Origin of the sequence: Paraburkholderia fynbosensis (assembly GCF_902859935.1) — a bacterium.
GTDB classification, from domain to species: Bacteria; Pseudomonadota; Gammaproteobacteria; order Burkholderiales; family Burkholderiaceae; genus Paraburkholderia; species Paraburkholderia fynbosensis.
Genome location: NZ_CADIKI010000021.1, coordinates 84548 through 98902, shown reverse-complemented (window position 1 = coordinate 98902; position 14355 = coordinate 84548). Strand labels below are relative to the sequence as shown.

At 64.1% G+C, this 14355-nt stretch carries 12 protein-coding genes and 1 riboswitch; of the genes, 3 read left to right on the top strand and 9 right to left on the bottom strand.

The genetic code is table 11. The features are described from left to right. Positions 1 to 34 precede the first annotated feature (34 nt). Positions 35 to 1678: an ABC transporter substrate-binding protein gene (locus HV770_RS29090; protein WP_175165003.1), complete on the bottom strand. Its 1644-nt coding sequence runs from the start codon at positions 1676 to 1678 to the stop codon at positions 35 to 37. 175 nt (positions 1679 to 1853) lie between these two features. On the opposite strand from HV770_RS29090, the gene HV770_RS29085 reads away from it, so the two are divergent. Next, positions 1854 to 2486, top strand: a complete 633-nt coding sequence (locus HV770_RS29085) for a class I SAM-dependent methyltransferase (RefSeq protein ID WP_175165002.1) — start codon at positions 1854 to 1856, stop codon at positions 2484 to 2486. A 57-nt stretch (positions 2487 to 2543) separates the two neighbouring features. On the opposite strand, the gene metF is transcribed toward HV770_RS29085, so the two are convergent. The 6 genes from metF to HV770_RS29055 form a co-directional block, all read right to left on the bottom strand. Continuing rightward, positions 2544 to 3374 carry a methylenetetrahydrofolate reductase [NAD(P)H] gene (gene metF, locus HV770_RS29080; RefSeq protein WP_175165001.1) on the bottom strand — a complete coding sequence of 277 codons (831 nt, stop codon included), beginning with the start codon at positions 3372 to 3374 and terminating at the stop codon, positions 2544 to 2546. Positions 3375 to 3385: 11 nt separating this feature from the next. After that, the gene (locus HV770_RS29075) at positions 3386 to 3739 is read right to left on the bottom strand and encodes a phage holin family protein (RefSeq protein ID WP_121315967.1); all 354 of its coding nucleotides are present in this window, start codon (positions 3737 to 3739) and stop codon (positions 3386 to 3388) included. A 127-nt stretch (positions 3740 to 3866) separates the two neighbouring features. Further along, on the bottom strand, positions 3867 to 5288 hold the full coding sequence (gene ahcY, locus HV770_RS29070; RefSeq protein ID WP_168661428.1) for an adenosylhomocysteinase: 1422 nt from the start codon (positions 5286 to 5288) through the stop codon (positions 3867 to 3869). Between the two features lie 33 nt (positions 5289 to 5321). After that, positions 5322 to 5457, bottom strand: a riboswitch (S-adenosyl-L-homocysteine riboswitch). A gap of 55 nt (positions 5458 to 5512) precedes the next feature. Then, on the bottom strand, positions 5513 to 6277 hold the full coding sequence (locus HV770_RS29065; RefSeq protein WP_175165000.1) for a glycosyltransferase family 2 protein: 765 nt from the start codon (positions 6275 to 6277) through the stop codon (positions 5513 to 5515). 115 nt (positions 6278 to 6392) lie between these two features. Continuing rightward, positions 6393 to 7115: an LrgB family protein gene (locus tag HV770_RS29060; RefSeq protein WP_175164999.1), complete on the bottom strand. Its 723-nt coding sequence runs from the start codon at positions 7113 to 7115 to the stop codon at positions 6393 to 6395. 36 nt (positions 7116 to 7151) lie between these two features. Next, positions 7152 to 7616 (bottom strand): CidA/LrgA family protein, encoded by a 465-nt coding sequence (locus tag HV770_RS29055; protein ID WP_175164998.1) that lies wholly within the window; start codon positions 7614 to 7616, stop codon positions 7152 to 7154. Positions 7617 to 7729: 113 nt separating this feature from the next. On the opposite strand from HV770_RS29055, the gene HV770_RS29050 reads away from it, so the two are divergent. After that, positions 7730 to 8692 carry a LysR family transcriptional regulator gene (locus tag HV770_RS29050; RefSeq protein ID WP_175164997.1) on the top strand — a complete coding sequence of 321 codons (963 nt, stop codon included), beginning with the start codon at positions 7730 to 7732 and terminating at the stop codon, positions 8690 to 8692. A gap of 44 nt (positions 8693 to 8736) precedes the next feature. Here HV770_RS29050 and HV770_RS29045 read toward each other — a convergent pair whose 3' ends face one another. Then, a complete protein-coding gene (locus HV770_RS29045) occupies positions 8737 to 10482 on the bottom strand; it encodes an OmpA family protein (RefSeq protein WP_175164996.1) in 1746 nt (581 codons plus the stop codon). A gap of 169 nt (positions 10483 to 10651) precedes the next feature. Continuing rightward, positions 10652 to 12310 (bottom strand): GMC family oxidoreductase, encoded by a 1659-nt coding sequence (locus HV770_RS29040; protein ID WP_175164995.1) that lies wholly within the window; start codon positions 12308 to 12310, stop codon positions 10652 to 10654. Positions 12311 to 12626: 316 nt separating this feature from the next. Here HV770_RS29040 and HV770_RS29035 point away from each other — a divergent pair, with 316 nt between their 5' ends. Next, positions 12627 to 14312, top strand: a complete 1686-nt coding sequence (locus tag HV770_RS29035) for an isovaleryl-CoA dehydrogenase (protein ID WP_175164994.1) — start codon at positions 12627 to 12629, stop codon at positions 14310 to 14312. Positions 14313 to 14355: the final 43 nt, after the last annotated feature.

The following is a 14355-nucleotide window of genomic DNA, read 5'->3' as shown; positions in this document are numbered from 1 at the left end:
CGGGTAAGTGCGGCAAAAAGACGGCCTGCCGCGCCTATTTGAGGCCGACGTTCATGAACTGCGTCGGGCCGAACGGGTCGATCTTGAAACCCACCACGTTCTTGCTGATCGGCTGATACACCGTGGAATGGGCGATCGGCGTAAATGGCACCTGGTCTTTAAAGATTTCCTGAGCCTGCATATAGGCTTTCGTGCGCTCCGCCATATCGGTGGTGCCCCGGCCTTTTTTGATCAGATCGTCGTAAGGTTTGTAGCACCATTTGGAAAAGTTACTGCCATTCACCGCGTCGCAACCCAGCAATACCGCGAGCCAGTTATCCGGATCGCCATAATCGCCGGTCCAGCCAATCAGCATCGCTTCATGCTCGCCCTGATGGCCGCGGCGAATGTATTCGCCCCATTCATAAGTGCCAATCTTGACCTTCACGCCGATCTTCGCCCAATCGGCCTGCAGCATTTCCGCCATCAGCCGCGCGTTCGGGTTATACGGGCGTTGCACCGGCATCGCCCACAGCGTCAGGTCGAAGCCGTCGGGATAACCCGCCTGTTTCAGCAGCGCTTTCGCCTTTTCGACGTCGTATGGCGCGTCTTTCAGGTTTTTGTCGTAACCCCACTGCGTCGGTGGCATCGGGTTGGTTGCCGGCTGGCCGGCGCCCTGATAGACCGAGTCGATAATCGCTTTCTTGTGAATCGACATATCGAGTGCGCGGCGCACCAGCACGTTGTCGAGCGGCTTTTTCGTGGTGTTGTACGCGATATAGCCGAGGTTGAAACCCACCTCGTTCGGCATCGCAAGCGATGCGTCGGCTTTGACCGTCGGGATATCGGCGGGACGCGGATACGACATCACCTGGCATTCGCCGCGTTTCAACTTCTGCAGACGCACCGCGGGATCGACGGTAATCGCGAATATCAGTTTGCTGACTTTGACCACGCCCGGCTTCCAGTAGTCGGGATTGCCGTCGAAGCGAATCGTGTCGTCCTTCGTGTAGCTGCGAAAAATGAATGGGCCGGTGCCGACCGGGTATTGATTGATATCGGACGCCTTGCCCGCCTTCAATAATTGATCCGCATATTCGGCCGACAGGATCGACGCGAACGGCATCGCGATTTGCTGCAGGAACGGCGCGTCGACTTCCTTCAACGTGAAGCGCACCGTGTAGGGATCGACCTTCTCGATCTTCGTGATGTTCTTGGCCAGGCCGAGATCGGTGAAATACGGAAACGGCACCGCGTACGCCTTGCGGAATGGCTGTTCGGGATCGAGCATTCGCTCGTAGGTGAAGACGACGTCGTCGGCGTTGAATTCGCGCGTCGGCTTGAAGAACGACGTTGTCTGGAACTTCACGCCGTGGCGCAGATGGAACGTATAGGTCAGGCCGTCCGGCGACACCTCCCATTTTTCGGCGAGGCCGGGCTCGATATCGGTGCTGCCGTGCGCAAACTCGATCAGCCGGTTGTAGACCGTGTACGAGCCGGCGCTGAATTCCACGCTCGTCGTGTATTGCGCGGTGTCGAAGCCCGCCGGGCTGCCTTCGGAGCAGAACACGAGGGTCTTGTCGGGCAGCGTGGCCGCGTGCGACGCGACAGGCGCCATGCCGCTCGCGGCGACCGCGAAAGCGGCAAGAGCGGGCAGGCAGAACTGGTGAAGCGCAAACAGCCTCTGTGACACTGTCATATCGTCCTCCGCACAGCAGCCGGGTCAGCTGCGCTTCGATCATAGACAGCACAAAAATGAGCTTCAACCGGGACTTACCACGTCGCGCGCGGCGCAGCCGTATGCGCGCCGCGATCTTTTTTGAAATAACCAGCGCGTGATAATGGTTGATTTAGGCGATCCTTTAATTGGCATCATGACCTCGTACCAATTCACCAACAACTGGTTCGACACCCTCGCCAAAGGCGTGTGGGACCAATTGATGACGCACCATGCGCCCGCGAGGATTCTCGAAATCGGTTCGTACGAAGGCGCGAGCGCCTGCTATCTGATCGACACCCTAGCGCCGCGCCAGCCCATCGAGCTGCATTGCATCGACAGCTGGGAAGGCGGCATCGAGCACCAGTCCGGCGGCGTCGCGCCGGCCGACATGAGCGCGGTCGAGGCGCGCTTTCATCACAATGTGACGCTCGCGGCCGGCAAATATCCGAGCCGCGCGCAGCTCACGGTACACAAGGGGTACTCGGACGAATGCCTCGCGCGTTTGATCGCCGCGGGCAGGAAGGGTTACTTCGACTTCGTGTACGTCGACGGCTCGCACCAGGCGGCCGACGTGCTGACCGATGCCGTCCTCGGCTTCAAGCTCTTGAAGGTGGGCGGCATCATCGTGTTCGACGACTACCTGTGGTCGGAGCCGTTGCCGTCAGGGAAAGACCCGCTGCGTTGCCCGAAGCCCGCAATCGACACGTTCGTCAATCTGAACTTCCGCAAGCTGGAAGTGCTGTCCGCGCCGTTGTATCAGCTCTACGTGCGGAAGGTATCGGATTAGTCCGCGCGGCCGTTGCAGCCGCGCGGACTTTTCATGGCCTGCTGCTTGATGGCTTGATCACGCGCCGAGCCGTTCGCAGATCGCCTTGGTCGCCGCGGCACCGTTCAGCGTATAGAAATGCAGCCCCGGCACCTTCGCGTCGATCAGCCGCTGGCAGAGGTCCGTCACCACATCGAGCCCGAACGCGCGAATCGACTCGCGGTCGTCGCCGAAGCTCTCCAGCCGGCGCGCGACCCAGCGCGGCACTTCGGCGCCGCACATTTCGGAGAAGCGCATCAGCTGCGAGAAGTTCGTGATCGGCATGATGCCCGGCACGATCGGCACATCGACGCCGAGCTTGCGCGCGTCGTCGACGAAACGGAAATACGCGTCGGCGTTGAAGAAGTACTGCGTGATCGCCGAATTGGCGCCCGCCCTCACCTTGTTCGCGAAGTTTTCCAGATCGTGACGCGGCGAGCGCGACTGCGGATGGTATTCCGGATAGCCGGCCACTTCGATCCAGAACCAGTCGCCGAACTCAGCGCGGATGAAGCTCACCAGTTCCGACGCGTAACGCAGTTCGCCGACTTCGCCCATGCCGGACGGCAGATCGCCGCGCAGCGCGACGATGTGGCGAATGCCATGCTTGCGGTACTCGTTGAGGATCGCGCGCAGGCTCTCTTTCGACGAGCCGATGCACGACAGGTGCGGCGCCGCCTCGAGCCCTTCCTTCGCCATGTCGACGACGGTATCGAGCGTGCCCTGTTGCGTCGAGCCGCCGGCGCCGAACGTGACGGACACGAACTTGGGCTTGAGCGACGCGAGTTGTGCGCGCGTGGCGCGCAGCTTGTCGACGCCTTCCTGCGTTTTCGGCGGGAAGAATTCGAATGAAAGTTCGATCGGGTTCATGATTCAGTAAGTCAACCTAAACTGCGGTTGCCGAAAATGAGCGCGGACAGCAGCCACGAAACGATGCTGTACAGAATCGAGCCGAAGAACGCCGACCAGAATCCCGACACTTCGAAGCCCTTCAGCAGCGACGCGCACAGCCAGAAGCACAGCGCATTGACCACCAGAATGAAGAGTCCGAGCGTGAGAATCGTGACGGGCAGCGTCAGCAGGATCAGCACCGGGCGCAGGATCGTGTTGATCAACCCGAGCACCACCGCGACCAGCAAGGCGGTGCCGAAGCTGCGGATATGGATCGACGGAACGAGATAGGTGATGATCAGCAGCGCAAGCGCGTTGATCAGCCAGGTCAACAGCACGGTCATGTAGAGCTCCTTGTCGGCAGGATGTCCATTGACAAAAAAAGCACGGGAAAATGACGGCATGGCGAACAAAGCGGCGCATTACGCGCCGCCCTGTCTTCAAGCCGTCATGCGAAAACCGCCCGCGTGCTTAGTAACGGTAGTGGTTCGGCTTGAACGGACCGTTCTTGTCGACGCCGATGTAGCCGGCCTGATCGTCGGACAGCACGGTCAGGGTCGCGCCGATGCGCGCCAGATGCAAACGGGCGACCTTCTCGTCCAGATGCTTCGGCAGCACGTACACCTTGTTCTCGTACTTCTCGCCCTGCGTGAACAGCTCGATCTGCGCGAGCGTCTGGTTCGTGAACGAGTTCGACATCACGAACGACGGGTGGCCCGTCGCACAACCCAGATTCACGAGGCGGCCTTCGGCCAGCAGGATCACGCGCTTGCCGTCCGGGAAAATGATGTGGTCGACTTGCGGCTTGATGTTGTCCCACTGGTACTGACGGGTCGACGCGACATCGATTTCCGAATCGAAGTGACCGATGTTGCAGACAATCGCGTTATGGCGCATCGCCTTCATGTGGTCGTGGCCGATCACGTGGTAGTTGCCGGTGGCCGTCACGAAGATGTCGGCCTTGTCGGCGGCGTATTCCATTGTCACGACGCGATAGCCTTCCATCGCCGCCTGCAGCGCGCAGATCGGATCGATTTCGGTCACCCACACGGTGGCGCCCAGACCGCGCAGCGATTGCGCGCAGCCCTTGCCCACGTCGCCGTAACCGGCGACCACCGCGATCTTGCCCGCGATCATCACGTCGGTCGCGCGCTTGATGCCGTCGACCAGCGACTCACGGCAGCCATACAGGTTGTCGAACTTCGACTTCGTGACCGAGTCGTTGACGTTGATCGCCGGGAACGGCAGGCGGCCTTCCTTTTCCATCTGATACAGACGGTGCACGCCGGTCGTGGTTTCTTCCGTCACGCCCTGGATGTGCGACAGACGCGTCGAGTACCACGTCGGGTCCGCGTCGAGGTGCTTCGCGATCGACTTGTACAGCGCGACTTCTTCTTCGTTGGTCGGCTTCGAGATGACCGAACGGTCTTTCTCCGCCTTCGAGCCGAGGATCAGCAGCAACGTGGCGTCGCCGCCGTCGTCGAGGATCATGTTGGCGAATTCGCCATTCGGCCATTCGAAGATGCGGTGCGAGAACTCCCAGTATTCGTCGAGCGATTCGCCCTTGAACGCGAACACCGGCGTGCCGGCTTGCGCGATGGCCGCAGCGGCATGGTCCTGGGTCGAGAAGATGTTGCACGAAGCCCAGCGAACGTCGGCGCCGAGCGCGGTGAGCGTCTCGATCAGCACGCCGGTCTGAATCGTCATGTGCAGCGAACCTGCGACGCGCGCGCCCTTCAGCGGCTGCTGCGCTTTGTACTCTTCACGCGTTTGCATGAGACCGGGCATTTCCGTCTCGGCAATGGTGAGTTCCTTGCGCCCCCAGTCGGCAAGCGACATGTCGGCAACGATGAAATCCTGGGAAGCTTGCGAATCGATAACTGCGGCGTTCATCACGCCCTCCTTTCTAAGAAATTGACTAGAAATTTGACGTGAGCGCGGTTCGATGCGGTGGATAGGACAGCGTCATGCGCGTCCGACCCACCGATTGAAGCCTTCGAGCCTGGCGGGCGGCCGGCGAATATGCTGATTCGCGGTACCCGTCGCAACGCTCCTCGAAGACGAACGGCGATTGTAGCAAATCGAGATGGCTTCGGGGCGCGCGGGCGCGGCAGGCGTCAGCCTTCGATCACCCGCGCCGCGCGCAATCGCCCGACGCCCGCGCGAGCGGTGTCGAGGAACTGCCGGGAGAAGCGGAACGCATCGGCAATATCGGCCGCGGCCGGAATCTGAAGCCCGAGCGCAACGCGGAAGTAGCGTTCGGCGTGAATGCCTGCGTGGTAATGCATGCGCACGCGCTTCACGTCATCGAGACGCGGGTTGCCGAAAATCTCGCGCAGCGCCCACGAAAACGCGCCGTCTTCGCCGCCCAGGCGTCGAAACGCATCGTCCATCGGAAAGCCGCCGAGCGCTGCGTACACTGCACGGCGGATGATCAGGCTGCTCGGCACCGTATTGCTGAGCGTCTGCGCGTGTAACGCGAAGTCGGGATGCGCGGTGAGTTCGACGGGAAAATCCGTGTACTCGACGTCGAGCCGCACCGAGACTTCCGCCGGATTCTGCGTGAGAAACGCGCTTGCGGCGTGAAGTGCGCCGGGCAGGTATTCGTCGTCGGCGTCGAGGAAGGCGAGCAGATCGTGCGAGGCGTGCAGCGCGGCCCAGTTACGCGCCCGCGCCGCGCCGCCGTTGTACGGCATGCGCAGCAGACCCACACGCGGATCGAGGCGGCCGTAATGGGCGACGATCTGCGCGGACGCATCGGTCGAACCGTCGTCCACCACGACGATTTGCGCGGCTTCAGGTTGGATCAGACAGCTTTGCAACGCGCGAGCGAGGGTGGCCGCGCCGTTGTAGCAGGGAATGAGGATCGAGACGGGCGTCATGAGTTGAAGCGGGCGTGGGGCTCGACGTTGGAAAGCCGTCGATGTTAGCCCGCTTCTCGCGGCATCCATCTTGAAAAAGGCGGCGTCTCGACGACCTGATCGGCGGGCCGCTGCCTTAAACTGGCAGCAGCCCCAGCATCGGCGCGAGCAGCACCATCACCACGCCGGCGATCATCATGGTCAGACTCGCGACCACGCCTTCTTCGCTACCGAGCTCGCGCGCTTTCGCTGTCCCCACGCCATGCGCCGCCGCACCGAACAGCGCGCCGCGCGCGAGCCGCGTGCGCAGCGGCACGAGACCCAGCACGAGTTCGCCGAAGAGCATCCCGCAGACACCCGTGGCGATCACGAAGAGCGCGGTGAGATCCCGCGGTGCGTGGATCCGGTCGGAGACGGCGAGCGCGAACGGTGTCGACACCGAGCGGGTCATCAGGCTGCGTTGCAACTCCGGCGACAGATGCAGCAGCTTAGCAAGCATCAACGAGCCGCCAACGGCCACGACGATGCCCACCGTCACGCCGACCGTGAGCGAAATCCAGTGCCGCTTCAGCAGTTCACGGTATTCGTAGATAGGCACCGCGAACGCGACGGTCGCGGGCCCGAGCAGCCACATCAGCCAGCGCGTGTCCTGGAAGTAGACGGGATACGGAATGTGCGCGAGCACGACAATCGCCGCGAGCACGGCCGGCACCGCCAGCAGCGGCGTCAGCCACGGCGATCCAAAGCGCGCGTACAGCGCCTTCGACGCGAAATACAGCGCCACCGTCAGCACGAAACAGCCGGCAGCGATCAGACGCGAGGCATCGTCGGCGAACAGGGACGAATAGAGCGTGCTCATCGAGGGCCCTGGACGGAAATGGCAGGTCAGGAAAACTCAGGTGCGCGCCGCGTGCCGCGCGACCATCACGCGGCGCAGCGCAAGGCGGCGCTCGAGACGGGCAGCCTGCTCGACGGCGAAGGCGACCGCGATCATCACCATCAGCGTGCCGCCGACCACCACGAGCGCGAGACGCCAGCCGTCCTCGCGGAACAGGCCGCCGTACTGCACGGCGGCAACTGCGGCCGGAATGAAGAACAACAGCATGTCGGACAGCAGCCAGTCCGCGCCGGCCTTGATCCAGCGCGGCGCAATACCGCCGCAAAACAGCAGCGCGAGCAACACGACCAAGCCGACCACGCCGCCCGGCACCGGCAGGTGGAACATGCGCACGGCGAAATCGGCGACGACCCACATACCCGCCAGCGCGGCGCTTTGCACGACGATCCGCGCGACGCGCGACGCACCGCTGGCGCGGCCGGCGTGGGCACGGGTGGTATAAGCGGGAACGGGCGTCGTCATGGCAATTCCTGGGTGACTTCGAATGAAAGCCAGTATAGGTTGCACCGCAACATAAATATAATGACTTACAATCATTCGAATCATTCCAATTTGGAATTCCAGAGGTCGGGATCGTGGAACTACGTGCGCTGCGGTATTTCGTCGAAGTGGTTCGTCAACAGAGTTTCACCGTCGCGGCCGAGCAGATGTTCGTCACGCAGCCGACCATCAGCAAGATGGTCAAGTCACTGGAAGACGAGATCGGCTCGCCGCTGTTGCTGCGCGACGGCCGTCAGATGGTGCTGACCGATGCTGGCCGTATCGTCTACCAGCGCGGTCAGGACGTGCTGGCGGCGCACGCGCAATTGCAGGCGGAACTGAACGATCTCGACACGCTCGGCCGTGGCGAGCTCACTATCGGCATTCCGCCGATGGGCGGCTCGCTGTTCACGCCGGCCATCGCCGCGTTCCGCCAGCGTTATCCGAAGATCGAGCTGAAGCTTTTCGAGCAGGGCTCGCGCGCGATCGAAGCGGCGCTGATCAACGGCGAGCTGGAGTTGGGTGGCGTGCTGCAACCGGTCGACCCTGAAAACATCGAGGTGCTGCCGATGACGCGCCAGTTGCTCTGGCTCGTCGCGCGTACCGGCTCGCGCTGGGATCACCTGCACGAGGTGCCGCTTGCGCAACTCGCCAACGAACCGTTCGTGTTCTACGGCGAGAGCCTCGCGCTCAATGATGTCGTGCTGAACGCGTGCCGCACGGCGGGGTTCGCGCCGACCATCGTCGGGCGAAGCGGGCATTGGGATTTCATGGCGGCGCTGGTGCTGGCCGGCGTCGGCATCGCGCTGCTGCCGGCGCCGTATTGCCGCCGGCTCGACCCGGCGCAGTTCACCTGCCTGCCGGTGATCGACCCGGAGATTCGGTGGGAAATGGCGATCGGCTGGCGCCGCAACGGTTATCTGTCGCATGCCGCGCGCGCGTGGCTCGACGTCGCGCGCGAGGCGTTGCCCGGCCAGGCCGGCGACGATTTCATGCTGGGTCCGGGCATCGGCATGACGGGCGTCGCGCCGCCGACGCGAACTCCGGCCGCCGAATGACAGAATGCCGGCCGGCATCCGATGCCCGCGCGTGACGCAGCCAATTACTGCTGCGCGACGAACTCGATGCGACGGTTGGTGAAGCGCCCGCCAGCCGTGTCGTTGCTCGTGACCGGATTTGCATCGCCGTATCCTTGCGCGATCAACGAGTCGGCCGGCACGCCTGCGTTGACGAGATACGCGCGAACTGCCTCGGCGCGCTTCTTCGACAGTTGCAGGTTGGCTTGCGCGCCGCCGACATTATCCGAATAGCCGGCCACTTCGAGCCGCACCGTCTTGCCGTTGTGCGCACAGGCGTTCAACCCCCGCGCCGACTGGTTCAGGTCTTCCACCGCCGAAGCCGGCACACGGGCGCTCGCGCTCGAGAAATTGATTACCTGCAGATTCAGCACCTTGACGATGTCCGCCGCCACGCACGTGCTATCGGGTGCGAACAATCCTTTGACCGCGCTGCGGAAGTTTTCGGTGGCGTCGGCGACCGCGTGCGCGACATCGAACGTACCGATCTGATACGACGCGCCGAACAGCGACTTCAGCTTGCCGAGCCAGCCGAGCTTCGTGTCGGCGGCGCTGCCGCTGAGTTCGACGCGCGTGCCATCCACTTTCACTTCAGCGCCCGGCAGCGCCATCAGCGGCAACAGGCCGTCGAGATGCGCGAGCCAGTCGGCGGGCTTCACCTGCGGATCGACTGTGACGTTCTGCACGACATTGGCGACGCCCAGCCGCTTCGTCAGTTCGTCGATCAACTGGGTTTTTTCCGCTTCGTTGCCGACCGTGGCGGTGAGCGTCGGCTTGCCGGCGGCGTTGACCGTAAAGGCGAGCTGGCTGTCTTTGGTCGGCTCGAGCGCGGCGGCTGGCGCGCTGGGGGCGCTGGCTTCGACTGTCGACGCGGCGGCATCGCTGCTCGCGGCGGTGGCGGTGGCGGTGGCTGACGTCCCCGACGCTACGCGCGCTGCGGAAGCCGGCTGCGCAGCAACAGCCGTTTGCGCGCCGCTAGTCGCGGAAATCGCCTCGCCGCCTAACCCGCCGTGGCTGCCGCGCAAAAACAGAAAAGCCAGCACGGCCGCGACGGCCGCCAGCAGCCACCAGAGCCATGCGTGCGACCGGCGCTCTTCGCGCACCACCGCGTCCGCCGGCACGTGGATCGGTGCCAGCATTTCCGGCACCGGCTTGCCGGCCGGTGTGGGCTGGTCGATATGCGCCGATACCGCTTTGAGTTGCGACAGGATGCTGCCGGCGAACGCGCTCAGTCCGCCCACGCCCAGCGCGCCTAGCAGATGGTCGTTCAGATACGGCGTAATGATGGGAAGCTGCTGGCTCAGCAAAGCAGGCAACTGGCCGACATTGCCCCGGCCGTCGAGCAGATGCCGCTTGAGCACGCCGAACAGCGTTGCGCCCACAATGCCCGTGATGGCATGCGCGGCGTGCGCGGGCGCGCCGGTTTGCCGGGCGACCTCGTCGCTGATCTGATCGGTTGGGCGATTGAGCCCGCGTTCGAGCAGTTGGCGCCCGACGGTTTCCAGCTGGTTCAAACCGCTCGTGCTGGCGAGCAGATGCGGCAACTGTTCGGCGATGTGTCCGTCCACCTCCGGTGAAAGGATCGTCGTGAACAGCGAGCGCGCACCTTCGAGCGTCGCACCCTTGTGCATCAGGCCTGCGACGAGCGCGGGGCCGGTGGCAGTCAACGCCTTCTGGGCGGTTTCCGCCGGCAACCCCAGGCGGGCGCCGAGTTGCCGCACGATATCGTCCGTCAGCACGGACTGAACCAACTGGATCACATTGAGACTCATCGCTTCGCTTCCTTGAAATTCCGGGCGCGCCACATGACGCGCTCTTTTTCGCGGCGCGATTATAGGAGCTGAGGAATCTCAAAATCGAAGCTGGACAATTTATGACAATTGACCGACGTTGTTCAAATTTTCCTTGCAAATGAAAACAGATTGAGGACTTTGATGTGCCTCAAGCGGCCCGCGCCGCCATGCCGCCGATGCCCCGCGGCGACGTGCTCCGCCCCGTCGCGCCATCACGGCGGCTGGCCACGATCAGTTCGGCCGCGCGCTCGCCGATCATCACCGTCGGCGCATTGGTGTTGCCGCCGATCAGCGTCGGCATCACCGAGGCATCGACGATCCGCAAGCCGCTCACCCCGCGCACCCGCAGTTGCGGATCGACCACCGAGCGAGCGTCGCCGCCCATGCGGCAGGTGGCCACCGGGTGGTAGATCGTGTCCGCGTGCCCGGCGATGGTTTGGCGCAATTGCGCGTCCGACTGTCCCACATGCGTGTACAACTCGGCGCCGCCATGCAGCGCGAGCGACGGCGCATCGAGAATGCGCCGCGCCATCTTCACGCCCTCCACCAGCAGATCGAGATCGCGCGCGTCGCTGAAAAAACGTGGATCGATGATTGGCGCGGTACGCGCATCGGCACTCGCGAGTGTCACCGCGCCGCGGCTGTGAGGGCGCAACACGCACACGTGCAGCGAGTAGCCGTGGCCCCAATGCATGTGACGGTTGTGATCGTCGACGATCGCCGCGCAGAAATGCAGTTGCAGATCGGGCCACGCGAGCGTCGGCCGGCTCTTCAGAAAACCGCCCGCCTCGGCGACGTTGCTCGACAGCATGCCGTGCCCGTGGCGCATGAAAGTGACGAACTGCGGGAGCATCCGCGCAATTCCGCGCACCGAAAAACCCGTCGGCTCGATCGACGCAACCCGCTTGTTGATCGTGAAATCGACGTGATCGATCAGGTTCTGGCCGACTTCGGGCGCGTTGTGCAGCACGGCGACGCCGAGCGATTGCAGATGCGCCGCCGGCCCGATGCCCGAGCACATCAGCAGTTGCGGTGAATTGAACGCGCCCGCCGCCAGCACTACCTCGGCGCGCGCTTCGAGCGTGTCGGTGCGGCCGCCGCGCACAATCTCCACGCCGCTCGCGCGTTTGCCGTCGAAGGTGACGCGCAGCACGGTCGCATCGGCAATCGTGTGCAGATTGGGGCGCGTGCGATCGTAGATATAAGCGCGCGCGACGCTGCAGCGGCGGCCATCGCGCTGCGTCACCTGGTAGAAGCCGATGCCTTCCTGGTCCGCCCCGTTGAAATCGCGATTCGGTTCGTACCCGGCTTCGAGCGCGGCCTGCACGAAGCGCGTCGAAAACGGATTGCGGTAGCGCAAGTCGGAAACGGTGAGCGGGCCGGCGTCGCCGTGCCACGCGTCGGCGCCGCGCTCGTTGCCTTCGGCGCGGCGGAAGTACGGCAGCACCTCGGCCCACGACCAACCATCGCAACCGAGCTGCGCCCATTCGTCGTAATCGAGCGGATGGCCGCGCGTATAGATCATCGCGTTGATCGCGCTCGATCCGCCGACGCCGCGCCCGCGCGGCTGATAGCCTTGCCGCCCGCCCAAGCCTGGCTGCGGCGTCGTCAGATAGCCGTAATTGGTTTTGAGTTTGTTGGGCACCACGGCCGCCACGCCGAGCGGCATGTTCACGAACAGATTGCGGTCGGTGTGCGGACCGGCTTCGATCAGTGCGATCGTCGCATCGGGGCAGCTATCCGCGAGACGGCTCGCCAGCGCGCAGCCACCGGAGCCCGCGCCGACAATGATGTAGTCGTATTGCATCCGCTCCTCCTGATGGGCCGCGTTGCTCGCGCACCCTGTCTCGTGCACACTTGTCTACGTGTGCTTCACCGGCATTCTAAGGAGCGCTCCAAGGCTGCGCCGCCTTCGCGCCAGAGCGATTCCTCTAAACGCAAGCGCGGCCGCGCCCCCTATGATGAAAGACGCGCGCCCGCCCGCCAGCCGGCCGCACGTCATTCAAACAGGCGCGGCAGGCGCTCTCCCCCAGCGTGCGGCACGACACGCGGCGATTAAACGGCACACCGTCGCAGCTCCCGTCGATCAGCACCGGCGAGCCTGCGGTGAACGGAGACAGCACATGGAACGGCATCACTTCGGCCAGACGCACGACGTGACGAATCAGGTTCCGCCGCTAGCGGACTACAACCTCTTTTCGAGCGACGTCGCGTTGTCCGCGGCCCTCGAACGCGGCGATGCCGGCTGGCATCGCGAAGCCCTGCTGCGGCATGGCGCGGCGCTCAGCGCCCCCGAGACGCTGGCGCTCGCTGAACTGGCCAACCGTCACACACCCGAACTGTTCACGCACAGCCCGCGCGGCGAGCGCATCGACGCGCTGGAGTTCCATCCCTCGTGGCATACGCTGCTCTCGCTTTTGCGACGCGAGGGAGTGCATGCGCTGCCGTTCTCCGATCCGCAAAACGGCGCGATGGCCGCACGCTGCGCCGGCTACTTTCTGCATGCGCAGCTCGAATCCGGTTCGCTCTGCCCGTTGACGATGACCTTCGCCAGCATCCCGGTATTGCAGCGCGAGCCCGGCTTGTTCGATACGTTGCGCGAGAAGCTCTACTCCCGCGAGCACGATCCGCGCGACGTGCCGCTCACGCAGAAAATGTCCGCGATGATCGGCATGGGTATGACCGAGAAGCAGGGCGGCTCCGATGTGCGCACCAATCAGACTCACGCGCATGCGCTCGCCGCCGGTGGCCGCGACGGCGCCTACCGGCTCGTCGGGCACAAGTGGTTTTTCTCCGCGCCGCAGTGCGACGCCCATCTCGTGCTCGCGCGCACCGACGATCACACCGGCCTGTCGTGCTTTTACGTGCCGCGTTTTGCGCCGGACGGCCGCAAGAACACCGTGCAGATCCAGCGCCTTAAAGACAAGCTCGGCAATCGCTCGAATGCGAGCGGCGAAGTCGAATTCCTCGACGCGTTCGGCGTCATGATCGGCGACGAAGGGCGCGGTGTGCCGACCATCATCGAAATGGCGAACTACACGCGGCTCGATTGCGTGATCGGCAGCGCGGCGTTGATGCGCGCGGCGCTGGTGCAGGCGATCCACCATGCGCGCCATCGCAGCGCGTTCGGCCGTCAGTTGGCCGACCAGCCGCTGATGCGCAACGTACTGGCCGATCTCGCCCTGGAGTCCGAAGCGGCAACGGTGCTGTTCATGCGCCTCGCGCGCGCGTTCGAGGCATGCGCCGACGCTTCGTCCAGCTCACCCGCCGAGCGCGCGTGGCGGCGCATCGTCACGCCGGCGGCGAAGTACTGGGTTTGCAAGCGGACGCTGGAATTCACCGGTGAGGCGATGGAAGTCTGGGGCGGCAACGGCTACATCGAAACCGGTCCGATGGCGCGCTTCTATCGTGAAGCGCCGGTGAATTCGATCTGGGAAGGCTCAGGCAACGTGATGTGCCTCGACGTGCTGCGCGCGCTGGAGCGCGAGCCGGAGGCAGCGCAAGCGCTGTTCGCCGCGTGGCAGGCGCAGGCAGGCGCGCAGCCGGCGTTGCGCGCCGCGCTCGGCAAGCTGGCCGCCACGCTCAATGGCCCGGCCGATGAGCGCGAGGCGTCGGCACGCCGGATCGCCCAGCAGATCGTGCTGATCGCGCAGGCCACGCTGCTCGCCGAACATGCGCCCGCCGCGATCGCCGACGCGTTCATCACCACGCGTCTCGCCGAGGGCTGCGGCGAAAGCGGCCGCGTGTACGGCACGCTGCCGGCCACGTTCGATCATGCGGCGATCATCGAACGCGCGTTTCCCGCGTGAGATTCGTGCCTACCTCAATGTGAAACACTCGAAACAGACACCG